The following is a 24,803-nucleotide window of genomic DNA, read 5'->3' as shown; positions in this document are numbered from 1 at the left end:
TGTTAAATATATATTATTGTATGGTATTGATTTTTAGATATTTGTTTTTGCTTTAAATGATATTTCCTGTTTTTTTCAATAAAGTTGACATAAAAAAATTGAAAGTAGCTGACGTTTTTTAAGTCACCTATTTGTCTATTAAATGTTTTTGGAAATATAATAATAGTTTTAAATCTGAATGCCGAAAATATTTATGAAAAAATAATTACTAAAAAACTTTTTGTATTGATCGTAGTGTGTAATAAACTTCTAATGCCAGTCTTTTAATCTTGATGAAAAAACTAAAATCAATCAAACTATATTTATGAGAAAAAACTATTTTGCTAAACTAAGAGCTGCTTTGCTGATCTCTGTTGCTATGTTGCAGGGAATGTCCTTGTATGCAGGTACGGGAGACGCAAGAACTGAAACAAAAAGTTCTGCCGAGAGCGGAGTTGCTCAGAAGAAGATCACCGTAAAGGGGGTCGTAACAGATGAAAAAGGAGAACCGCTGATCGGTGTTAGTATTGCTTTGAAAAATTCTACTCAGGGAACGATGTCTGATATGGATGGGAAATACAGCATTTCTACAGACATTGAGAATCCGACCTTGATTTTCTCTTATGTAGGTTATACTTCGCAAACTATTGTTGTCGGTGGAAAGAAAGAGATAAATGTCGTTCTTAAAGAAGAGAGCCATGCTCTTAATGAAGTTGTAGTAACAGCTATGGGTATCTTGCGTAAAGAGAAATCATTGACTTACGCTACACAACAGATTAAAAGTGACGACCTGAACAGAGTACAAGATCCGAATGTCGCAAACTCTATCGAAGGAAAAGTTTCGGGAGTCGTTATTACTCCGAGTGCCGGTGGCGCCGGAGGAGCTTCGAAAATTATTCTTCGCGGTAACAAGTCGGTTTTCGGTTCTAGTACCCCGTTGATTGTTGTCGATGGTGTTCCCATGACCAATAATATTCGTGGTCAGATGACCGATCTCACGACCATGACGAGTTCTGGCGTAGGTGAAGGATCCGATCCGCTATCTATGATCAATCCCGATGATATAGAATCTATCAATGTGTTGAAGGGGGCTAATGCAGCCGCACTTTACGGATCGGCTGCCGCTAATGGAGTCGTGATGATAACGACAAAGAGAGGAAAGGAAGGCAAGTTAGCCATCAATTTCTCTTCAAATCTTACTTTCGACACACCGCTTTTGACACCGAAAATTCAAAATATTTATGGTGCGGAGGTCACATCCTCGAGTATCGGAGATCAGTTATCTGTAGATAGCTGGGGCGATAAAGTTTCGGCACGCAGTGCAGATAATTTGGTGATCAATGTTCCATTGGATGGAGACCAGTTCGGAGCAGACCGAACACATGAAGTATATCTGCGTAATAGTGCAGGTAACGACCTTGACGATTTTTACCGTACTGGTCTTACTGCCAACAACTCGATTGCATTGTCAGGTGGTACGGATAAGATTCAAACCTATTTTTCTTTTGGTAATTCTCACTCTAAAGGAATGCTAGAAAGTAACTCTTACAATCGTAACTCTTTTGCATTCCGTCAAAGTTATGAATTTTTTAAACGCCTCCATTTCGACATGTCTATGAATTATGTACAAACTGTGACCCGTAATCGTCCCGGTGGCGGTACGACCGGAAACCCGATTTATCACATGTACATGATGCCGCGCAATATCGATATCGGTTATTATCGTAATAATTATGCCATAGACGGAACATGGAACAGTAACGTAAGATCTATTTATGTACTTGACCAGGGTCAGTATGTGTTGACTCCGACTCGTGTAGCGCTTTCCGGTCCTATGCAAAACTGGGCGTATATGGAAGCTAGACAAAATAATCCTTATTGGTTGATGAATCAGAATCGAAACAAAGTGAACGAAGACCGTTTCTATGGTACGATAACCGGTCGTGCCGATATTTATGACGGATTGAGTTTTCAGGCGCGTGTCAGCATCGATCACACTAAATATAAGAAAGATAGTCGTCGTTATGCAACGACATTCCTTCCTTCAAACATGGATGATTACGGAAATTATTGGAAAGACATTGAAACGGCCAATGAAATCTATACCGACTATTTGTTGAGTTACAATAAGACTTTCGGAGATTTTTCCGTGTCGGCTACAGCCGGTTGGGTAGGCCACTTGCGAGAAACGGAGACTCAAAAGACCGATGTGGTGGCTACTTATATAGATCCGAATAATCAAATGCTTTCGACACGTGTCAATTTGTTCCAGACAAATGCCGGAGGAACATCTGCTACCAAGACTACTAAGTTGACAGATTGGGATAAAGCCGCACTTATTACGGCTCAATTGGGTTGGCAGGAAAAAGTATATATCGACGGGTCTTATCGTCGTGACTGGTATCGTGCATATAAGCAATTTTCCGACCGTGGTACTCCAGATAACTATGGTTATTTCGGAGTCGGTGCCAATGCCATTGTCAGCTCTCTTGTTGAATTACCTGATTGGTTCAGTTATTTAAAGTATCGCCTTTCTTATTCAGAAGTAGGAAACTCTATTCCTAATCAGGTTTATGCAAAAGGGACAGAAGATCTTAAAACCGGAGTTATTTCACCGAGTGCATATGCTCGTTTTGCTAATCCGTTACCCGAAAAGACAAAGTCCGTTGAGACCGGTGTCGAAATGATGTTTTTAGATAATCGACTCAATTTAGACCTTACCTATTATAACTCTAAGATGCAAGATCTTTATATGATAGCGACGAATGCATCCGGCTTGTCAGAACCAGTAAACTCTGGCAAGGTTCGCAATCAGGGAATCGAAGCTACAGTCGGGTATAATTTCCGTTTCGGGAAGAACTGGTCTTGGAAAACTTCTTATAACGTATCATTCAATGATAATAAGATACTCGAGACTTCATACGAAGAGGATGGTAGTGAAAAACTCATTTATAACGATTTGATGGGAGTTCGTGTACGTTACCGTAAAGGCGGCTCTATCGGAGATATGTATGTGACGGATTTCAAGCGCGATGAAAAGGGGTATTATGTTCTCGATTCCGAAGGTAAACCTCAATTAGAAACTGAGGCGAACAAGCAGTATGGCGTTTATGCCGGCAATATGAATTCGAAATGGCAAATGGGTTGGAGCAATACCATTCGCTATAAAGATTTTTCTTTGTTCTTCCTGATCAACGGTCGCATTGGCGGTAAAGTAATTTCGTTTACCGAAGCCTATCTCGACGGTTCAGGTTTGTCGGAACGTACGGCCGAAGCCCGTCAATATGCAGAGCAACACAATCTCATAGCTTCTGATTATGGCTCGCAGCCGGGAATGTATCTACCCGATGGCAGTAATCGAGTCGTGCCGATCTCGTCTTATTATAAAGGTATCGGAGGAGCATCGCCGGCTTCTTCGCAATATATCTATAACGGTACCAATTTCCGTTTGCGAGAGCTTTCTTTGGGTTACACGTTCCGTAATCTGATTGGAGAAAATAAGAATTTGACTCTTTCGTTCATTGCCCGCAACCTGTTTTTTATTTACAAGGACAGTCCGGTCGATCCCGATGTATCGCTTTCTACAGCTAACGGAGCCGGAGCATTTGAGATGTTCAACATGCCTTCATCACGATCATTCGGATTCTCTTTGAATGTTAATTTCTAATCATAAAGCAGTATATCTTATGAAAAAAAACAAAATATTTTTCACGCTTTTGGGATCGGTTGCACTACTTGTCTTTCAATCATGTCTGGATTATGATATCCCGACAGACGATTTCGACCAGACAGAAATAAAGGTAGATGATACGATCTACCATGGAGCAGCAGACAGTATCGATTATATGAAATCTATTTCGGAAGAGGGATTAGATGCTGCTATTCAGGCGTTGAACACCTCTTTTAGACAGGCTCGCGGTGGAATATACGCTATGCGAGGTGGAAAAGAAGGCCAGATGCCTGGAGCACACTCCTATCAACGTCAATTTTCTTTAGGACCCGATAACTATGCACAATTCTCGGTTGTTCCGCATTCCGATTTTATGTACGGGGAGCTGAGACATATCTATGCCGTAAGTCCCGATTTCAATCCGGGACCATTCTCCTGCTATGAGATTTCCAAAAATGTATTTGTACCACTGTTAAACCGTCCGGAAATAGACTCTATTCCCGAAATGAAAGCGATTTTCCTGCTTTTATTCAATTATGCCTCTCAGGAAATCGCCGATTTGTACGGACCGTTTCCGTATGTCGATTTCAAGGCGAACAAACAAAGCTCGCCGTTTACGTATAATGATTTGCGAACTATTTATGTGAATATTAAGGCAAATGTAGATACCGTTCTCAAATGTCTTCACTATTTCGATCAGAAACCGGAATGGTATAAATCGAAAGTTAAAGGCCAGATGAGTCAGCATTTGTCCGACTTATCTATGATGAAAGCGACCAATGTCGAGACATGGATTCGTTTTGCCAATTCGTTTAAGTTGCGTATGGCGATGCACATTGTCAAGGTCGATAACCCAATGGCAAAAGAATGGGCGGAAGAAGCTGTTCGTGATGGTGTTATCGAGAGTACGGATGATGAGATCGGTTTGCGTCCTATGTATTTAGGAATGACTCATCCGCTTTTGGAGATAACCAATACTTGGGGAGATTCCCGCTTGAGCGCATCATTCGAAAGTTTGCTTAAAAGTCTGAATCACCCTTACGCCGATTATGTGTTCGAAAAGAATGGAAATGCTTTTGTAAATAAGACGACAGGAGAAGCGACTCCGGCTAATACACGTATTATCGGTATGCGGGAAGGTGTTACTCCGGGAACCGGTCAGGCGTCAGGCTCTAATCCTTATGCCGGATGCAGTAAATTGAGCGCGCAAGTATTTGCAGGATATGCACCGCCTCTTTATTTGATGAAAATGTCGGAAGTGGACTTCTTGCGTGCAGAAGGCCGTCTTTATGGTTGGGATATGGGAGGATCGGAATCGTTTTTCTATAATCGAGGACTTGACAATGCCTATCTCGAAGACCGGGATATGAAAATGGCATCGACTTATGTTACTCGTCTCGATGAATATAAAAATCTCGAAACTCCTGTTGCCTATACTTATGTCGATCCGCAAGGTATTGTAAATAATGAACCGAGCGTTACCCAAATCGGAGTAAAGTGGAACGATGGAGATACTCGTGAGATTAAACTCGAAAAAATCATTACCCAGAAATATATCGCAGCGTATCCGTATAGTTATGAACCGTGGGTAGATATGCGCCGTACGGGCTATCCGAAGGTGTTCCCGGTGATAAATCCGGGTAACGGAGACGGTTCTTTGTCTGAAGGAGATTTGATCCGCCGTATGCCTTTCCCGAATACCGATGATGCTTCTATCCGGGATATTCAGGCTACCGGTCTTAAAGCGCTGGGAGGAGCAGATCTCCAGGCTACGCGCTTGTGGTGGGATGTAGACCAGCCTAACTTTTAATATATGAGAAAACAAGAATAGTATTTCGGCACAATGTCGAAATACTATTCATTAACTAAACAACCTAAATTAAAATTATTTGCTTATGAAAAAAAGACACTTGATTATCAGTGCTATGGTATGTTGTTCGGTAATGGGTACACCGGGCACAGCGATGTCACAGATGTCGGAAACTGCAACGAAAGAGGTGTATGATTTTTCCGGTTTTGTGGATGTAGATTTGATGGAATTGTTCTATAATGCATTGCAGAAGGGACGTAATTACCCGACAGAAGAAGAGTTTGCTGCCAAAGGTATTCTTCCTTCTGACATTGCATTTATTCGTTCGCATGTGCGTAAAGCTCAAATTATAGATCGAGCCAATCGTCTTCTTCCCGATACGTATGAAAAACGGGATCTTTGGATGAATATTCCGATGAGTACGGGTAAAGATGGGGCTGTAGGGCAACCTACGACTAATTTTGCAGATGATGTATTCTCTATGTGGAACTACACTAATCTGTTCGGGTCATGGAATCATGGTTTTTTCTCTGCTCCAGGTGCGTGGGTTGATGCTGCACACAAGAACGGAACCAATATTATGAGCGGTATCAAATTTTTTGAAAGTTGGGGAGTTGATTCCGGAGAGTGGAATAGAATAATCAGCGAGAAGAATACTGACGGTACGTTCAAGTATGTAAAACCGATGATTAATTGCTTGATGTATTTCGGTGCAGATGGTATTAACTATAACTGGGAAGATACCGGATATACCAATGAAACTACGATTGCCTTCAATAAGGCATTGTATAAAGAAGCCGCTGCTTGTGGTTTTGATAATTTCCATTTGGGATTATATACGGCAATGTCATCTATCGTAGGTAATCCGAATGCCTTGTTTGGTGATGAAACCGGACGTACTGCTCATACGATGTTGAATTATGCAGCTTCGGATTTTTCTTATAATATGGGAGCTTCTGTCCGTAAGGCGGAAGAAGTTATGGGTACGTCTGAGGGACTTTATGCAGGCGTATGGATCGTAAGTATGGATCGTGGCTGGTCTCGATTAAATGCTACTGACGATGACAAGAGGTGCGGTATTTGTCTTTGGGGCGAGCATAATGCGAGTCGTTTTTGGACTTATAATTCGGGAGCGGATGCTTATGAAGCACAAAGCAATTATCAATCTTTGCTCGAACGGGCTTTTTCGGGAGGTAACCGCAATCCGTTGAATCGTCCAGAAATAAGTAATACAGGAAACAATTGGGAAAAAGAGGGGGATAAATTACCTCTTTCTACATTTGCCGGTTTGGCAACGTGGATTCCCGAACGTTCGGCTATTCAAGGTAATCTGCCTTTTGCTACCTATTTTAACTTAGGTAACGGTGACCGTTATAATTATAAAGGAAAGAAAACGGCCGGTGCATGGTATAATATGGCTAATCAAGATCGTGTGCCGACCTACCGTTGGTTGGTAACAGAGCCGGAAACTCTGACGGCAAGTGATAAAATTCAACCGGAATTTTCTCATGACGATGCTTATACCGGAGGTTCTTGCTTGAAGTTGACAGGAGAAGCTACTTCTACAGGTACAGATATCGTTCTTTTCCAGACTGCGCTTACATCGAGTGCATCGGGAGCTTATGCCAATATTGCCGTAAAAAGCGGTAAAGAAGGTAATAATGCAACCAATTTGTATGTTATTTTGAAAAAGCAAGACGGTACTTGGTTAGAATTTCCCGTAGGTGAGACAACAGGTACTACCTGGCAGGAAAAGAAAATTATGCTTTCCGGAATTAATCAGGGTGATGTGATCGAACGTATCGGTTTGCGAGTAAAAGGTTCGGACGATAATTATAAACTTTATGTCGGAAAATTGGAGATCAACGACAATGTTAAGACCGTACCGGCTAATGTACAGGATGTGGTTGTAGAAGTAAAAGAAGAAACCAAGACTTCTCTTTCTATTAAAGCAAACTGGAAGTTGGATAAAGCTGCCGAAGATCGTGCTGATTGGGATTTATTATTCAATGACGAGGCTAATGTCGATCATTTCGAAATTCTTTATAAGAACGGTGAAGAGGGGCGTATTTCTGAAATAGCTCGTACTACGCAATGGGCTGTTTATGTTGGTGATATTATTTTTGAAAATGCCGATGATCAACCGTTTATCGGGGTGCGTGCGGTTTCTACCGATTTGAAAACGTATTCTCCGATAGAGTGGGTAGAAGTTGCTCGTGCAGATCAAGATGCTTTGCCTGTTAGAGATGATAATTCTTATGGTATCAGTCAGATGGACCCGAATTGTGAGGGAGCTGATATTGCACGCGAACAACGTTATGTAACTGATTTCACTACAGTCGGAGCTACTCAGAATATTGATTACCATGCTGATGGTCCTCAGACTGACGGAACACAATATGTGAATGCTACTGATAAAGTTTTGAAGGTAGAACAAGGTCAAGAAGTTACTCTTACAATCAAATGTGCAGATTTTTCTGACGGTTTGAAATATTGCTTTGCCGGTGGTTGGATGGATTTGGATGGAAGCGGAACTTTCAATCCTGATCCGATCGATGAAAATCCTGCTCAAGGTGAACGATTGTTCCGTGTAGGTAATATTCGAGCTGCAACTCCTGAATTCCAGACAACGGGTATTACTCATACATTTACTATACCGGAAGATGCTCGTCCGGGTAATAGCCGTTTGCGTATCGTATTCTCAGATGCATGGTTCGAAGGTTCGTTCTTGCCTACAGGGCTTCATGCGAAGGGATTCTCAATCGATTTTGGAGTAGAAATTTCAGGTGACAATGAACCTCGCCCGGCTCCGGCAGATACTCATGATCAAGGTATTGCAGAAGAGCCGGAAGGTCTCGATCAGACTCCGGAAGGTATCAACAACGTTAATAGCGAAGTGTCGAGCTTCTATGTTGCCGACAATGTGATTAACTTTATAAATGTTGATAAGGCTTGGATTTACAGTGTCGACGGTGGTTTGGTTAAATATCTGACTAATCCTGATAAATATAGTGTAGCAGATTTTGCAAACGGAGCTTATATTGTTCGTATGCAATACGGAAAAGTTATTCGTTCCGGTAAATTCGTGAAGTAAGTAAGATTTGCGAAAAGTTGGAATGCCTTTCCGAAACTAAATTTCGGAAGGGCATTTTTTTTGTAAAAGCGGAGTCGATACGTTCTCCTCCTGAGAGAGCAACAGACTATTTGTATGAATTTCTCTACAACTTTGTTCAAGTAAAATTTAGACACTCCTTTATAAACGAACCTACATTAAATATAAAAAAAATAACGACCGTTATTCCCGGATTCCGGAAATAACGGTCTGTTATGTATAAAAGAAAAAATGTCTTATTTAATTAAATAGAGATTTCGCGATGCCGATTTCCAATCCGCGTAATTCGGCCAAACCACGCATCCGACCCAAACAAGAATATCCGGGATTGGTTTTTTTGTGGAGATCATCGATCATTTGGTGTCCGTGGTCGGGACGCATCGGTATGGAGACACCTCTGCGTTGTTGCAACAGCAGGAAGTTTTTCATTACGTTATACATATCGACATTTCCTTCGAGATGATTGGCTTCGTAGAAATTTCCCTCTTCATCCCGTTGCGTACTTCTCAAATGTACAAAATTGATGCGGTCGCCGAAACGTTCCATCATTCCGGCAAGATCATTGTCTCCCCGTACACCGAATGATCCGGTACACAGACAAAGTCCGTTCGATTCGTTCGGAACAGCTTCGATCAGTTTTCTGAAATCTTCTTCGGTACTCAATATTCTTGGCAATCCCAAAATCGGGTAGGGGGGATCATCCGGATGAATGACTAATTTTACGCCGACTTCGTCAGCTATCGGAGTGATTTCTTTTAAGAAATAGATCAAATTGGCACGTAGTTTTTCCGCATCTATGTCTTTATACCGATCGAGGGCTTCCTGAAATTGTTCTACGGTAAAGCTCTCTTCCGATCCCGGTAACCCGGCAATCATGTTGCGTATAAGTAATTGCTTGTCGGCTTCGCTCATTTGATCATAACGGGCTTTTGCCTTGGCCTTTTCTTCATCGGAATATTCTTTTTCAGCACCCGGTCTTTTCAGTATAAAAAGGTCGAAGGCAAGAAAAGCCGCCCGTTCGAAACGCAAGGCTTTCGATCCGTCGGGCATGGTATAGGCGAGATCGGTACGGGTCCAGTCGAGTACCGGCATGAAGTTATAAGTCACGATATATATGCCGCATTGGGCTAGATTCCGTAAACTTTCTTTATAATTATCGATATATTTCTGGAAATCCCCGGTCTGGGTTTTTATATGCTCATGTACCGGAACACTCTCTACGACCGACCATTTGAGTCCGGCATTTTCGATCATTTTTTTGCGTTTCATGATCTCTTCAACAGTCCATACCTCTCCGTTGGGAATTTGATGCAGGGCATTTACGATTCCGGTAGCTCCGGCTTGTTTTATATCTTGCAGGCTGACAGGGTCATTCGGTCCGTACCAGCGCCATGTTTGTTCGCATAAAATCATATCTGTAATTTTCTAAATTGGTTATTAAATCGAGAATGCGTCGAATCCTCCGTCGACGATAGCCACTGTTCCGCTTACGAATTTCGAGGCGTCGCTGATCAGGTATTGGATCGTTCCGACAAGTTCTTCAGGTTCACCGAAACGTCCGAACGGTGTGTGAGCGAGGATAACACGTGAGCGATCGGTCAGTGAACCGTCGGGATTAGTTAATAAAGTGCGGTTTTGTTCGGTCAGGAAAAATCCCGGAGCAATGGCGTTGACACGCAATCCCGGTCCGAATTTCAGAGCCAGTTCGCCGGCCATATATTTTGTAAAGTTCGATATTGCGGCTTTTGCTGCACCATAGCCTACGACACGGGTTAGTGGACGTAGAGCCGATTCGGAGCTGAAATTTACGATAGCCCCTTCTTTTTGTTTCGCCATCTCTTCTGCAAATACCATTGTGGGCAATACCGTACCGAAAAGATTCAAATCGACAACTTTTCGGAAAGCCTCCACGTCAAGATCGAAAATCGTCTTTTCGGGAGGAATCGTAGCACCCGCCATATTACCTCCTGCTGCGTTAAGCAATACATCTATACGACCGTATCTGGCGATAATATCTTTTTTGTTTTGCAATAAGACTTCTTTGTTCAGCACGTCGGTATATAGAAATATGGCTTCGTTTCCGGCAGCTTTAATGTTATTTACCAGTTCGTTTCCCGCTTCTTCATTACGATCGAGGATAACCATTTTTGCACCTTCTCCGGCAAGATATGAAGATATCGTACGTCCGAGAATACCGGCAGCTCCGGTCATTACCACTACTTTGTCTTTTACACTGAATAGATTTGCCATAATTGTAATATTAAGTTTTAAAGATTATTGTTTTGATAATAGCCGATATTTTCTTTAATAAGAATATCTATCGGCATAAAGTTGATTCGAGGCGCTTTTTTACCGTATGTCAGAAAATTCCCCAATGCTTTTATTCCGTTGTATCCTTGTATCTCGGGGCGTTGGGCGATAAGCCATGTAATCGTCCCTTCTGACAGATGTCGTATATTTCTTTCGATAAGGTCATATCCCACCAGCTTTATCTCTCTTTTACCGTTGTTCTCCAAGTAATCTGCCAATACGCAACATACCGAATTAAATACGACAGCTCCTTTTATGCCGGGATTGGCTTTGAATATCCGGTTTAGGATTTTTTCATTATATTCGGGTTCGTCGATATGCAGTTCGCACGAGAAGACATGACCGGAGAAACCAGTTTTATGGAGATATTCCATAAAACCCTTTTCTCTGTTTTTTACCTGAGTAGAACTGTTGTTTCGTTCTCGAATTATTTTTCCGATGAGAATATCGCTTCCTTGTGCTATTTTCCCCGTAAGCAATTTTGCGGCAATATATCCTCCGTCATAAGAATTGGTCCCGAAATATGCCAATTGATTGTTTTCGGGGATGTTGGAATCGATATATACGTATGGTATCTGTTTTTCATCGAGGCGGGCAGAGAGTTCGGTTACCGAGTCTGAAAATAATGTTCCGATCAATACTCCGTTAAATTCATCAGAAAGAACCATTTCACAAACGTGCTTGAATGAGGTTTGGTCATATTGGTCGAAGAATATTTTTTGAACGACAATGTTGTAGTCGTTCAGCTCTCCGGCAGCTTTGTCTATCCCTTCCGCAGCCTTTTCCCAATATTCTCCCGGCCGGAAAGCCGGAATCAAAGCTGCAATATTGAATTGCTTTTTCAATGCCAGCGACCGAGCCATGAGATTGGGTCGGTATTCAACTTCTTGCAATACTCGGTTTACTTTTTCTTGGGCTGTTTTAGACACTTTTCCTCTGTTATGCAGAATCCGATCGACTGTTCCGACGGATACTCCTGCCATACGGGCAATATCTGAAATGCGAACATTTTTTGTTTTATCGGTCATGAGCAATTTTATGCTATGTGTGTGCGTACACATTTATGATTCGCAAATGTAGCGAAAAATATCGGGTATTTATAATATTTTTTATTGTGTGTGCGTGCACATTTTAATTTGGTTATATTTAATATGTTGATTATTACCATTTTATATGTTGTGGTATGTAGATTGACTATGCTGTAAAACATAAAAAGAGTCTGTTTGTATGGTAAACCTATTTTTTCTACTTTCGTTCCATAAAAAACAGATGAAGATGATAAAGTTGGTAATATTTGATTTGGACGGTACTTTGCTGAATACGATCAGTGATTTGGCGGGGAGTACCAATTATGCATTGAAACAATGTGGTTTTCCTGAACATGAAACTGATGCTTATAATTATTTTGTCGGGAACGGAATAAATAAACTTTTTGAAAGGGCTCTTCCCGAGAGTGAGTGTACGCCGGAAAATATAGGAAGGATGAGAGGTTTCTTTTTGGAGCATTATACCCAAAACAATACATGCTTGACAGTTCCTTATCCGGGCATTTCAGAATTATTAAGAGAATTGCAACATAAAGGCATTGCTTTGGCTGTTGCTTCGAATAAGTATCAAGAAGGTACGGAGAAGTTGGTGCGCTACTATTTTAAAGACATCGTTTTTTCCGCGGTACTCGGCCAGCGTGAGGGAATTCCGGTAAAACCTGATCCGGTCATTGTAAAAGAAATCCTACAGGTGAATGGTGTATCGGTGAATGAGGCGCTATATATCGGAGATTCGGGGGTAGATATGCAGACGGCTGCAGCGGCGACAGTTACTTCTGTGGGTGTGACATGGGGTTTCCGCACTCGTGAAGAGCTGGTCGAAAACGGTGCTTGTTATGTCGTGGATTCTCCTGCCGAGATATTGGAACTGTCGGGCCGTCTTTAATTTTTTTATTGCTGCGAAGTTGTTGAGCCGGAATATAAAAAACAACGACAGCCTTTCCTCACGGAATGGCTGCCGAGTAACCAAAATATATAGAATAGTTTAATCAAAAAATCATTCTGTACAGGTAGTATATGCTTTTTTGATCATTACAAAAATAAAATAGAAAAATTATTATGCAAAAAAAAATCGATAAAATCCGTATTGTTATCGCTGAATAGTGAAAAATATCGGTTAAAAATCGTTTTTTCTTATATTTTTATTATGTATGAATGCTTATTTGTTTCGATTTGTATTTTGCTACATGGAATTTGAAAATAAAAAAAGGTCTTGTAATAGAGGCTTCAGTTTTGATTTTAAAGTTTAAATAAAGTTAATGCAAAATATTTTGTTTGATTATTAATATGTTTTATAGCATGTTTTCTCTATATTTGCACAGTGTTTTTCATAGTATTAGATTTAAGGTTAACGAAGATTGGTTGTCGTGAGACAACCATTTTTTGTTTATATGCCACTTATTATTTTGTTGAAATACTGGTTTTATTTTTCTTTTGAAGACTATATAGTACTGCGATTATTTGAGTTTTTGTTGATCGGTATATAAAGAAGACCTGTCCGGCATTCCCCATTTGTCGGGCAGGTCTTTTCATTGATAGAGTTTTAAGACCTGTCTAAACTCCATTTTATTGGAAAATTTAGACAGATTTTTAGTTCAGTCCCGGCCAGTCATTGATGTTTACTCGATTTTTAACTTCGGCAGGAGCTGTCGGGAAAAATTCGAATTCGTTGCCGATCTTTTGTTCTATTTCAGATACCGAGTATATATAGTCGCTTAACGGAGGTGTCGTACTCGGATTTTCGTTGTTAAGATTCTGCGGAAACCAGAATCCGATTGCCATAACTTCGTCCGGTGAACATTCGGCGATCGGTTTACCTGAACTTCCGTTTTTGGTACGAAGTATTACTTTGTATCGAGCTGTTGGAATTACGCATTCTTTGGATAAAGTCGACAGGGTATTCCAATTACTTGCATCATAAGTTTTGTAACCATCATTTGCATAATAACATCCTGCAACGACATATGTCGTATCGGAACATTCCCATGTATCGGATAACAACTCTTCCACTTTGCTCCAATGATCTCCGTATAGATATGCTTCGGGAGCGATATTGGTAGGATAGAAAGTCTGTATGTTCATTTCGCTTCCAGCGCCGCCTCGATCGGCCGAGCGCAGTAAATGTCCTTTGGTAAAGTTTTTGTTATTATAAGGCCTCCAATAATAGTATAAGTCGGTAGGTTCATTACCGTTCATTGACCAAGGCCAATCGTTCCAGTCACTCGGGTAGATAACAGATTGCTGGCTTGCCGAAAATTTCGGGTCGGGACGCCAAGGATCGGGATTTGTACGTCCGAACCCTTTTTCATGGTAACATTGGTGTACAGGATAGGCCACCCACATGGGATTGTGTCGGTATGTGTCGTAACATGCCGTGTAATTGCGTACATGCTTTTGGCTTATCAATGTTTCGGCAAAATGTGTAACATATTTGTAATTACTATTGGTTTTGATAGTTTTGGGTGTCTCTACACATGAATAGTTCGTTGTGGAGAAATCGAATATTTGCTCTGTCGACTGATTGCTCGTTACCAGTTTGATGTCATCCATTCTGATATTGTAGTCGTCGGCTACGAACATGATGGATAGTGTTTGGGGAACTGTGTTATGTATACTGAACAGAGCGGTTGCCAGCGCCCAAGAGTTTGTTGTAGACCGGTTGTAGGCAAGAGGTTTCATCGAACTTCCGTTTCCGCTGATATATACTTTGATATTGGAAGATGTATCGAAGTCGCCTTCGAATTTACAACATCCGAAAGAGAGCTGAAAAGACGTTTGCCCGGGTTGAAGTTGTATATTATTGACCGTCACATAAGCATCTTTTCCTCCGAAATAGAATGCATTTTTGCGAGATGCTCCTGCATATCCCGAAGATTGAAAACTGTTTCGAACAGAAACGGTTCGTCCCGTATATTCGATGTTTTCAGCACCCGTTCCCGTCGCATTTATATAACCGTCCCATTGGTCTATAAATGGGTTTCCGCTTCCGCTCCAAATTGCTTTGTCGAGATTATCGTAATAGACTGTTTCGCTGGTGAAGCCTTTCGGTTGACGAGTTACGGCGATACTTTTTGATATTGTTTTATCTGTCTCGTTTCTTTTTACGGTAGAGATCGTAAGCATATAGGTTTCGCCTGCGGGGATATCGGTTACAGAAACTTTGTTTTCTCCGGGCCCGCCTTCGCTTTTGTCGACTTTCAAAGCGTTGTTGCTGACATTTATACTCCATGAGACATTGGAGATAATGGTAATTTGATTGTTTGACGGATTGTTTTCGTCGAAATTCAGATTTTCGGGAGAAACGGATAATGTCGCTTCTTCAAGTTCTGTTATGGTCTCATCTTTTTCACATCCGGTGAAGTAAACGGATAGGAAAATAAGTAGTAGATAACTATACTTCTTCATACGATAGGTGAGGATTATTGATGAATTTGTAAAAATATTTTGGAATTAAGTTGAAAGCAAATATGAGAATAACCCGAAATATTCAGGGAATCAATCGATAAAAAGAATATTCAATAAATAAATTATCGTGTCATTAAAACAAAAAAAGGAGTCATTCGATAAAAATGACATAGAATATTAGGGACAGCTTGAGTTTTCCGATAAAAAATGTTATCCGGCCTGTTTTCTCGTTTTCATTTGTCAGAAAGCTGCTGTCATTCTTATAAAAACAAGAATATATACTCAAATGGAACTCTCAAAGCCAATCTTGGCAAAATTTGGACAGACTCAAATCTTCAAACCGAATTTTCACTATAATATGTTCACAATAAAATGATTGTAATATTAATATATGCAATAATCATTAAACTACATGTGTTGTATAAATTTTATAATTCTTATATCTTTGTAAATAAAGCCCTATTTGTCAGAATAGATTAACGAGATGAACAATGAATCCATTTTATGAGAACTTAGCACATTTTATACATGGTGCAGCATTTATGTTCTTTATACTTGCCAGTATTCAGTTATATCCTTTAAGACACCGCAGCAATATGATGAGGTTGCTTTTCTGTAGCATGATTTTTCTTGCATTCCTCGAATTCAAGGATATGGGATTTTTGATAAAAGGCGTATGGTACAACCCGTATATAACGAGTATAACAATGAGTACCGATATGTTATATGTTCCGTTAATGGCTCTTTTTTTCTTCGAAGTTATCTCTCCCGGATGGGTCACATTACGCAGAATCATAGGAATGTCTATGCCTTCGGTATTATTTATAGTCGCATACATCATATACCCGTCTTCTGTTATTTTTAAGGCGGCAATGTTATATGCCCTTGTTTTCGGAACAATAATTACTGTTATTGTTTTCATGGCAAGTTCCCGTCGTGACAATTATATAAAAAACAATTTCTCGGATATCGAGAACTTGAGTATTTCATGGGTACGCAAGGCTATAACAGCATTATATATATGTCTTGTACTCTGGACCATTCTCCTTTGGGAAGAAAATTGGTTGAACGATGCCGCTTATTATGCAATATCTATTATCGTTTGGACTTATATTTATCGATTATCCCAAAAACATTCGGTTATAGAAATGCCGAGTACGTCCAGATTATTTATGCCGAAACCTGAACAGAAAGGGTCTCATGAGATACAAAATTTTCCCTTTAAAAAATTGCAAGAATATATGGAAAATGAACGAATGTTTCTAAATCCTAAACTGACTCTTACCGAAGTGGCGACGGCAATAGGGACAAACCGTACTTATCTGTCGGAATATTTAAATAACGATCTCGACACGACTTTCTATGAATATGTAAACGGATTCAGAATAAAGGAGGCTTGTGCTCTGCTCTCATCGGATGAACGCAGGACTTTAATGGAAATAGCCGAATTAAGCGGTTTCAACTCTCTATCTACATTTAATCGTGCTTTTGTTAAAAGCATCGGAGAAACCCCGGCCCGATACCTGAAAAAACGTCAAATCAAATGTTAGAACTGTCTGAATTTTGCTCGGGCCGGGTTTGAGAGAAATTTTATTGTCAATGATTCATTTCCGCAAGAATTTGTATGATCATTACGATAATCATAATAGAGATGTAGTCTTGCAAATTTTCACGGAGTTTCATCTCTGTGCGCATTTTATAACGTTCTACCGACTTTACCGATATACCCAAAGTTTCAGCAATTTCGCGGTAATTTTTGTTTTCGAACCGGCTCATAATGAATACCTGTTGGTATTCAAAAGGTAGTGTTTTCAGAGTTTCTATCATCAAAGATTTAAGTTCGGAGAAAAGAACGACTTCTTCCAGATCGTTACTGCCGATCTCGAACGGGTTTGTCATTTTCCCTTGTATGTAATTTTGTTCTATCCGGTTTCTTTGTAAGTAATTCAGACAGAAATTTCGGGTCATGGTAATCAAATAGTTCTTTGCAGAAGTTTCGATATTTATTCTATGGCGGTTTTCCCATAAGGATGTAAAAACGTCTTGAACCACGTCTTCAACGACCTCTTCTGATTCGATATAACGGCGGCCGAATATACATAAAGATGGATAATAGGATTCAAACAGTAATTTGAAAGCTTTTTGACTATTATTCTCTGATATTTCTATTAATAATTCATCAGCCTGCATATCCCTTTGTAAACTTAATTTGAATTATGCCGTTATTTTGTAAAAGCATTTCTAAAAATTGAGGTATCTGTTTATTTTCTGCATAGAGTTTGTCTACAAAATCAACTGTCTTTATCGTTTGTAAAAAGTGTATAGTTCAGTCAGATTAAATTTAAGATTTACAATTATAAGGTCTAAGATGTTTGGATTAAACTACTCATTTCTGCAATTTTAAATAGAATAACTTCAAATCGTTGGTTTTATTTCCGATCGATTATGATTAATCTCCGACTGAAATACAAAAGATAAATTTTACAAAGAACTTTTGGGATTTTAACTCCGTTTTTTGTGTCGCATATAGAAAAAGTATGATGCCAATCAATTTTATATTATATCCAAAAGTAATAAATCATTGTAACCCGATTTGTAAACACTAAAATGATTTTGTCAAATTAAAAAATCAAAGGCTAAATAAGTAGAAAAAAATGGAATATACAAGGATTAACCTGTTTTTATTTTTTTGAAAAACACTTTTGTATTTAATATTTTAATATTTCTCGCTTCACTCTTTTTATCCAAAAATCGCACGGATTTATTTATAATATTTTTAAAATGTACAAAATCAGATTTTTATAAAAAACTTATGTTGTAACTGTCTGTTTTTGCTGAGGCTGTTTGTCTATTAAACGAATATGCAAAAACAGATATGGAAAAGATTTCAGAAAATATAAAACCCCAACCTCAAAAAGTCTTCGATTATTATAGCGGGAAGCTCGACCCCGAGGAGGGGAAAAAAATAGAAGAGCAGCTTTCGGAAGAAGATGCTGCGTTGTTAGCTTCCGTAAAGAGGTTGTTGTATTTGGACAAACAGATGAGCGAGTTGTCGGAGATTGATACTCGTAAAGCATATAAAAAGGTGGCGTCTCGTATAAATGCCAATAGACGTTCTCGTATATTCGAGATATTCAGCCGTGTAGCCGCAATTATTGTTTTTCCGCTTATCGGATTGACCGGAATCTTAGGTTATCTGCAGGTAAAAGACTCGTTTGCAGATATTACTTATGTCGAAGTGAATGCTGCTCCGGGAACGATTTCTAAGTATCAGTTGCCTGATAAATCGTATGTTTGGCTTAATTCGGGAAGCTGGTTACGTTATCCGACCCGTTTTAGTGAAGAATCCCGGAGAGTAGAAATACGGGGAGAGGCTTATTTTGAGGTGGAGTCGGATAAGAAACATCCTTTTTATGTAAATACTCCCGGAGGATTAAGTGTCCGGGTTACGGGGACGAAATTTAATGTAAGCGCTTATGATGATGAGCGTACGATTGAGGTAGTATTGGAAGAAGGAAGGGTGAATGTTGAAAATGCAGCCGGAAATATTAATATGGCTCTTAGACCCGGGGAGTGTTTCTATTATGATCGCCAAGATAAAAATACATATGTAAAATCGATCGAAACTTATGAAAAAACTGCGTGGAAAGATGGGAAGGTTGTCTTCAGGAATGCCTCGTTGGATAAAATATTCAAGTTCCTGTCTCGTCGTTATAATGTAGACATTCATTTCGTGAATAAAAAGAATACCGAATATAATTACCGTGCAACATTTACCGGAGAAGATATTTTTCAAATCTTGGATTATTTGAGCATGACTGCTCCTATAAAATGGGAGGTTGCTGCTCCTGCCCAGAATTGCGATACGACACTTTCTCGAAAACGAATCAATATATACCTTGAATAAAGTGATGAATAATAATAGAAATTGAAAAATTAAAATTTGTATGCCTATGGAATTTTGAAAAACACGACAGTGAAGCTCTTGAAAATCAGAGCGGTCTGTTATTATGTAAAATTAGAGATTAATTTAAGTTATAAAGAGTATCATGAAAAAAAGGAAAAAGTGTGAATATCATACAGTTACTTCTTGTATGTTTCGAAAAATGAAGATCGGGTTGTTTCTCTCCCTGTTTGCTTTCTCTCAAATTCAAGCTGAGAATCTTTATGCTCAGAGCGGAACAATATCTATTTCAGTGAATAATGAACCGGTAGAACAAGTGATCGAAAAGATCGAAAAGAATTCAGATTATGTCTTTTTGTATAATGACAAATCTATCGATTTGAACCGTAGAGTGTCTGTTAAAGTAAATGGTGGTACTATTAATGCTGTTCTTGATGAAATGTTCAAAGGAACAGGTATTAAATATACTATTTCGAACCGTCAAATTATACTTTCTCGAGAAACAGTTGCTCATGCAGGAAAAATGACCGGATCGGTATCTGAGCCGGTTGCGCAGAATGGGAAAATCTCGGTATCGGGAACTATTGTAGACGAAAAGGGTGAGCCTGTTATTGGTGCTAATATCGCACAAAAGGGAACGACCAATGGTACGATTTCTGATTTTGACGGAAATTTTACAATTAAAGTACCGAAAAATAGCGAATTGCTTATTTCTTATGTAGGTTATGTTCCTCAAACGGTAAAAGCGACCGAAGGTACACTGAAAATCGTTTTAAAAGAGGATGCTAAAGTCTTGGGAGAAGTTGTCGTTACGGCTATGGGTATCGCTCGTAAAGAAGAGACATTGACTTATTCTACTCAGACGGTAGGAGGCGATGAACTTACTCGGGCTAAAGAGACGAATCTTATCAATTCTCTACAGGGGAAAAGTGCGGGACTTGTGATTACGCCTAATTCGGGAGGTGCTGGGGGAGCATCGAAGATATTGCTTCGCGGTAATGCCTCGATAAAGGGAAATAACAGTCCGTTGATTGTTATCGATGGTGTGCCGATGAGAAATGAGGTATCCGGTGAGATGAATATGGATTCCGGAGGTGCTAATTTGATGGTCGATGGATCGACAGAAGGAAGCGATGCGCTTTCCCAACTTAATCCGGACGATATAGAAAGCATTACGGTATTGAAAGGTGCTAATGCGGCTGCCTTATACGGTAGTGCTGCATCTAACGGGGTGTTGATGATTACTACGAAAAAAGGGCGTGAGGGGGCTTTGCGCATCGATGTGTCGAGCAGTACGACATTTGAGACGCCCTTGGTATTGCCTAAAGTGCAGAATACTTATGGAGCGTTGATGGCAGGTTCTGCCGAAAACGGTTTTACGATGGGATCTAACAGTTGGGGACAACGGATGTCCGATCTTTCCGATGATTATTTTAATTCGCAGTATTCACCGTACCATTTGAGCCGGAATCCTTATGACCCGAGCGATTTTTTCAAGGTGGGTTCTAATTTCAATAATACTGTCGCATTAAGCGGTGGCAATAAAACGATACATACTTATTTTTCTTATGGAAATACGACTGCGAACGGCATCGTTGAAACGAATAAATTTCATCGTCATAATCTGGCCTTGCGCGAAAATTTTTCTTTCTTCGATGATAAGTTGAAAATCGATATTTCGGTTAACTACATCAATCAAAAAACCATAAATCGTCCTTCGGGGGGAACATTCTTCAATCCGATTTATCAGTTATATACTGCCCCTCGCAATCTGGATATGAACTATTACCGTAAGAATTATTATGATTTGAACGGTACTTGGACATCTAATCCTTATAGTGTGATCGAGCAACAGACCGGTAAAGACGGACTTCCTATCTCGGTAATTAAATCGGGATATACTTCGCAGCTTTCTGATGCCAATTATGGAAAACAAGTATGGTTTACCGATGCTATCAATCTGAACAACCCTTGGTGGCTACTCAACCGCATGACCAGCGAGGATGTCATAAACCGTACGTTCGGTAGCGTGTCTGCTAATTATCAAATTTTAGACGGGCTTAATTTGCAGGCTCGTGTTAAATATGATTATAACGAGATGAACAGCGAGAACCGCCAATATGCGACTACTTGGGGAAATGCCGAGATGATAGACCGTGGACGTCTTATACTCGATCACACTAAGTATTATGATTTCTACGGAGATTTTATGTTGAGTTATAATAAAAATATAGGAGATTTTACATTAGGCGTAAATGCGGGTGGTTCTATGTTTAATTCTTTTTCCAACCGATGGAAGATTACCCCGATTGCCAAATCTGGAGCTCCTTATATTGTCGATCTTTCTTGTAATCAGTTTGTGTTGGAAGATATTTATTTGAATAGCAGCGAAAATTTTGGAGGATTAGTCGATAAGGATTGGGAGCGTTCTATATTCGCTACTGCGCAATTAACGTATAAAGATAAAGTTACGGTTGAGGGTAGTTATCGAGATGACTGGTATCGTGCTTTCACGCAGTTCCCGGATATGTCTCCGCACTTTGCCTATTACTCTGCCGGTGCTAATGCTCGACTTTCCAATATATTCGAATTGCCTCGTCAGATCAATGAGTTAAAAGTTCGGGCTTCTTATTCTGAGGTAGGTAACTCCGTGCCTAATTTGCTGTTATTGGCTTCTTCAAACCGTAATCCTGTGACCGGAGCCTATATCAATAACGGTGTTGTATCTTTTAAAAATCCGAAACCTGAAACGACGCAATCGGTTGAAGTCGGTTTCGATGTCAGTTTATTGGACCGTACGATCAATTTAGAGGCTACTTATTACAATGCGCTTATGAAAAATCAATATATGACATATCCGGGTGCCGGTAATAAGACGATTTTTATCAATGGTGGAAAAGTCCGCAACCAAGGTATTGAGTTGACCGCTTCTTATGTCTTGGCTCCTAACCGTAATTTCAGTTGGGTAACCAATGTGAACTATGCGTTTAATGATAATAAAATTATTACGGTGGCACGTAAACAAAATGGGCAGCCATATAAATATGAAGTGGATATGGGAAACCTCAGTGGTTTGAAAGTGAAATTTGAGGAAGGCGGCTCTTACGGGGATCTGTATGCGGTAGGGTTTATGACCGATGAGATTACCGGAGAGGTGATTGTTGATGAAGAAGGCAAACCTTTTAAGAAAAACGGACAAGCCAATGAATATTTAGGAAATATGAACGCCAAGCATACGCTTGGGTGGTCGAATACCTTCACATATAAAGATTTTCAATTTTATTTTCTGATCGATGGTAAAATAGGGGGTAAGGTGATTTCGTTTACCGAAGCTTACCTTGATTATTTCGGGACTTCGGAAAGAACCGGTCAGGCTCGGGATAATGCTATAGCGAATAATCTTTATTGGACTTCTGAAGACGGAACTGTTTCCAAACCGGGAATGTATATCCCCGGTACGACACAGATTGTTCCTGTCGAGTCATATTATACTACTATTGGGGGAGGTGCTCCGGTAGGCCGCAATTATGTATATAATGCTACCAATTTCCGGTTACGTGAAGTTTCTATCGGATACACGTTCCGCAACCTTTTCGGAGCAAGCAAAAATTTGACCCTTTCGGCAAATGCCCGGAATCTGTTTTTCCTCTATAAAGATGCACCTATCGATCCCGAAACATCGCTCAGTACACAGAATGCATTAGGTAATGTCGATATTTTCAGTATGCCGACAACGCGCTCTTTTGGTTTAACAGTTAAAGCAACATTCTAAACGAATAAAGTTATGAAGAAAAAATATTTTTCCGTAATGATATTAGCGGCAACGATGTCTTTGGTCGGTTGTGGAGACCCTCTATTGGATGATCTCAGCCTGAATACACAAGTCTCTTCGAGTGATCTTTCTATTGCAGAGAATTATGATCAGGCAGTCGGTTTTTTTCTGACTGCCCAACAGAAAATGCATGATATAGGAACTTCTGGAGGTGCGCATGTTTATCAGGTTCAGTTCAATATCCATATTGACAACTATGCCGGTTATATGGCGGGTACCCAAAATTTTAGCGGTAATTTGCCTTCTACGTACCGTTATTTCCCGGAGTATGCCGATGGTCCTAAGGCCAGTTTCTTTAATGTGGCTCATGCAGCATTGCCTGTTATGCGGTCTGCCGATCAGCTCGATCTGAAAGAGATCGGTGCGATGTGTAATATTATGTACTGTTTCTCGGCATTGGAACTGTCCGATATTTATGGACCGTTTCCTTGGACCGATTACAAAAATGATGTTCAAGAGCCGCCTGTTACTTACGAACCGATGGATGTGATTTACGACTCATTGTTTTACAATTTGAAAAAATCTGCCGAAATATTGAAGGATTTTTCAAATACATCGCAAGAACATCAGGAAAAGATCAATAATGTTCTTGCCCAATATGACCGTATTTGCGGATCGGTGGATGTATGGCGAAGATTCGCCAATTCTATACGTATGCGTATGGCGTTGAGAATGAGTAATGTTAATCCTACAAAAGCGCAAGAAGAGGCTCGTTTGGCATTTAATGACGGACTAATTGAAAAATCGATAGCATATAATCAGAATGTACATGACGGACTGTCTCATCCTATTGTATTTATTTCGACACTTTGGAATGACACCCGTTTGAACGCTTCGATGGAGAATATAATGAAGCGGTTGAATTATCCTTTTATGGAGACAATTTTCTTGAAAAACGGCGGAGCAATAAAAAACACCTCCACAGGAGAGAAGGCTTGGGATGAGAATACGGATATTGTAGGTGTTCGGACGGGTATTTCATTGACTGCTCGTGATGATAACAATCCGTATATTAATTTCTCTATGGTAAATAGTGCCTATAATACTACACCGGTTGCCCTTTTTAAGCTGTCGGAACGTTATTTCCTTGAAGCTGAAGCAGCCCTTCGTTGGAATATCGGTTCTTTGACTTCCAGTTATCTGAGGGGGATCGTGGCGAGTTTTGCAGACTTCGATGTAGCTCAGACTGATGAAAAGTTCCGAAATTATTGGGCTCAAAAAGATGAGGATATCGATACATCTATCGATTATGTAGATCCGAGTAATCCGAGAAATAATATTAAAGGGCTGTTAACTGTCGGTGTTACTATAAATTCGACAGATGCTCCTGCTATAAAACTGGAAAAGATCATTACTCAAAAGTGGTTGGCGAATTTCCCGATGGGGCTTGAGGCTTGGAATGACCTGCGCCGCACTGGTTATCCCCGTATTTTCCCGACAAATGATATTGGTGACGGTACTTTGGGTAGAGGACGCATGATACGCCGTATTCCGTGGAATGAAACTGATGGTTCGGCTGCGCAGGATATTGCCAATAGTGGATTGGCTGCACTTGGTGGCGGTAATTATGAGCGTACGACTCTTTGGTGGGATGTTGAAGACCCTGCCGGTTTGGGAGATAATCGTTGGTGGGAACGGACGGCTGCCGGACAATAGAAGTTATCCTTAAACTTGGGAGGTGATATTAGAAATTTCACCTCCCGGATACTAAATTACATAGTTATTAATTTAAAAA

General features: G+C 40.0%; 13 protein-coding genes. 8 read left to right on the top strand and 5 right to left on the bottom strand.

From position 1 onward, the window contains the following. Positions 1 to 304 precede the first annotated feature (304 nt). The 3 genes from QUE35_RS05580 to QUE35_RS05570 all read left to right on the top strand — a co-directional run bounded on the left by QUE35_RS05580 (position 305) and on the right by QUE35_RS05570 (position 8,553). Positions 305 to 3,646 carry a SusC/RagA family TonB-linked outer membrane protein gene (locus QUE35_RS05580; RefSeq protein WP_031258813.1) on the top strand — a complete coding sequence of 1,114 codons (3,342 nt, stop codon included), beginning with the start codon at positions 305 to 307 and terminating at the stop codon, positions 3,644 to 3,646. Positions 3,647 to 3,665: 19 nt separating this feature from the next. Continuing rightward, entirely contained in the window at positions 3,666 to 5,459 is a 1,794-nt protein-coding gene (locus QUE35_RS05575; protein ID WP_031258811.1) for a SusD/RagB family nutrient-binding outer membrane lipoprotein, read from the top strand. Positions 5,460 to 5,544: 85 nt separating this feature from the next. Then, a complete protein-coding gene (locus tag QUE35_RS05570; protein ID WP_022602003.1) occupies positions 5,545 to 8,553 on the top strand; it encodes an endo-beta-N-acetylglucosaminidase in 3,009 nt (1,002 codons plus the stop codon). Positions 8,554 to 8,811: 258 nt separating this feature from the next. Here QUE35_RS05570 and uxuA read toward each other — a convergent pair whose 3' ends face one another. From uxuA to QUE35_RS05555, 3 genes are read right to left on the bottom strand one after another with little or no spacing between them, the layout of a single operon-like run. Beyond that, on the bottom strand, positions 8,812 to 9,984 hold the full coding sequence (uxuA, locus tag QUE35_RS05565) for a mannonate dehydratase (RefSeq protein WP_022602002.1): 1,173 nt from the start codon (positions 9,982 to 9,984) through the stop codon (positions 8,812 to 8,814). 24 nt (positions 9,985 to 10,008) lie between these two features. After that, positions 10,009 to 10,821, bottom strand: coding sequence for an SDR family oxidoreductase (locus QUE35_RS05560; RefSeq protein WP_022602001.1), 813 nt, complete (start codon positions 10,819 to 10,821; stop codon positions 10,009 to 10,011). Positions 10,822 to 10,838: 17 nt separating this feature from the next. After that, positions 10,839 to 11,909: a LacI family DNA-binding transcriptional regulator gene (locus tag QUE35_RS05555; protein ID WP_022602000.1), complete on the bottom strand. Its 1,071-nt coding sequence runs from the start codon at positions 11,907 to 11,909 to the stop codon at positions 10,839 to 10,841. A 247-nt stretch (positions 11,910 to 12,156) separates the two neighbouring features. Here QUE35_RS05555 and QUE35_RS05550 point away from each other — a divergent pair, with 247 nt between their 5' ends. Continuing rightward, positions 12,157 to 12,813, top strand: a complete 657-nt coding sequence (locus tag QUE35_RS05550) for an HAD family hydrolase (RefSeq protein ID WP_031258809.1) — start codon at positions 12,157 to 12,159, stop codon at positions 12,811 to 12,813. Positions 12,814 to 13,517: 704 nt separating this feature from the next. On the opposite strand, the gene QUE35_RS05545 is transcribed toward QUE35_RS05550, so the two are convergent. Then, entirely contained in the window at positions 13,518 to 15,332 is a 1,815-nt protein-coding gene (locus QUE35_RS05545) for a DNA/RNA non-specific endonuclease (RefSeq protein WP_022601995.1), read from the bottom strand. 491 nt (positions 15,333 to 15,823) lie between these two features. On the opposite strand from QUE35_RS05545, the gene QUE35_RS05540 reads away from it, so the two are divergent. Next, positions 15,824 to 16,882: a helix-turn-helix domain-containing protein gene (locus QUE35_RS05540; protein ID WP_022601993.1), complete on the top strand. Its 1,059-nt coding sequence runs from the start codon at positions 15,824 to 15,826 to the stop codon at positions 16,880 to 16,882. 46 nt (positions 16,883 to 16,928) lie between these two features. Here the strand turns inward: QUE35_RS05540 and QUE35_RS05535 are convergent, their stop codons facing one another. After that, a complete protein-coding gene (locus QUE35_RS05535) occupies positions 16,929 to 17,522 on the bottom strand; it encodes an RNA polymerase sigma-70 factor (protein ID WP_009318838.1) in 594 nt (197 codons plus the stop codon). Between the two features lie 685 nt (positions 17,523 to 18,207). On the opposite strand from QUE35_RS05535, the gene QUE35_RS05530 reads away from it, so the two are divergent. The 3 genes from QUE35_RS05530 to QUE35_RS05520 all read left to right on the top strand — a co-directional run bounded on the left by QUE35_RS05530 (position 18,208) and on the right by QUE35_RS05520 (position 24,724). Continuing rightward, positions 18,208 to 19,239, top strand: a complete 1,032-nt coding sequence (locus QUE35_RS05530) for a FecR family protein (RefSeq protein WP_022601991.1) — start codon at positions 18,208 to 18,210, stop codon at positions 19,237 to 19,239. 142 nt (positions 19,240 to 19,381) lie between these two features. Continuing rightward, positions 19,382 to 23,008, top strand: a complete 3,627-nt coding sequence (locus QUE35_RS05525) for a SusC/RagA family TonB-linked outer membrane protein (protein WP_022601989.1) — start codon at positions 19,382 to 19,384, stop codon at positions 23,006 to 23,008. A 12-nt stretch (positions 23,009 to 23,020) separates the two neighbouring features. Then, the gene (locus QUE35_RS05520) at positions 23,021 to 24,724 is read left to right on the top strand and encodes a SusD/RagB family nutrient-binding outer membrane lipoprotein (protein ID WP_022601988.1); all 1,704 of its coding nucleotides are present in this window, start codon (positions 23,021 to 23,023) and stop codon (positions 24,722 to 24,724) included. Positions 24,725 to 24,803: the final 79 nt, after the last annotated feature.

Origin of the sequence: Coprobacter fastidiosus, assembly GCF_030296935.1 — a bacterium.
Taxonomy (GTDB): Bacteria; Bacteroidota; Bacteroidia; order Bacteroidales; family Coprobacteraceae; genus Coprobacter; species Coprobacter fastidiosus.
This window is presented reverse-complemented; position numbering and strand designations above follow the sequence as displayed.

Excerpts from the sequence above, each read along its gene's own strand:
- QUE35_RS05580 (WP_031258813.1), top strand. The coding sequence starts at position 305 with ATGAGAAAAAACTATTTTGCTAAACTAAGAGCTGCTTTGCTGATCTCT.
- QUE35_RS05575 (WP_031258811.1), top strand. The coding sequence starts at position 3,666 with ATGAAAAAAAACAAAATATTTTTCACGCTTTTGGGATCGGTTGCACTA.
- QUE35_RS05570 (WP_022602003.1), top strand. The coding sequence starts at position 5,545 with ATGAAAAAAAGACACTTGATTATCAGTGCTATGGTATGTTGTTCGGTA.
- uxuA (WP_022602002.1), bottom strand. The coding sequence starts at position 9,984 with ATGATTTTATGCGAACAAACATGGCGCTGGTACGGACCGAATGACCCT.
- QUE35_RS05560 (WP_022602001.1), bottom strand. The coding sequence starts at position 10,821 with ATGGCAAATCTATTCAGTGTAAAAGACAAAGTAGTGGTAATGACCGGA.
- QUE35_RS05555 (WP_022602000.1), bottom strand. The coding sequence starts at position 11,909 with ATGACCGATAAAACAAAAAATGTTCGCATTTCAGATATTGCCCGTATG.
- QUE35_RS05550 (WP_031258809.1), top strand. The coding sequence starts at position 12,157 with ATGATAAAGTTGGTAATATTTGATTTGGACGGTACTTTGCTGAATACG.
- QUE35_RS05545 (WP_022601995.1), bottom strand. The coding sequence starts at position 15,332 with ATGAAGAAGTATAGTTATCTACTACTTATTTTCCTATCCGTTTACTTC.
- QUE35_RS05540 (WP_022601993.1), top strand. The coding sequence starts at position 15,824 with ATGAATCCATTTTATGAGAACTTAGCACATTTTATACATGGTGCAGCA.
- QUE35_RS05535 (WP_009318838.1), bottom strand. The coding sequence starts at position 17,522 with ATGCAGGCTGATGAATTATTAATAGAAATATCAGAGAATAATAGTCAA.
- QUE35_RS05530 (WP_022601991.1), top strand. The coding sequence starts at position 18,208 with ATGGAAAAGATTTCAGAAAATATAAAACCCCAACCTCAAAAAGTCTTC.
- QUE35_RS05525 (WP_022601989.1), top strand. The coding sequence starts at position 19,382 with ATGAAAAAAAGGAAAAAGTGTGAATATCATACAGTTACTTCTTGTATG.
- QUE35_RS05520 (WP_022601988.1), top strand. The coding sequence starts at position 23,021 with ATGAAGAAAAAATATTTTTCCGTAATGATATTAGCGGCAACGATGTCT.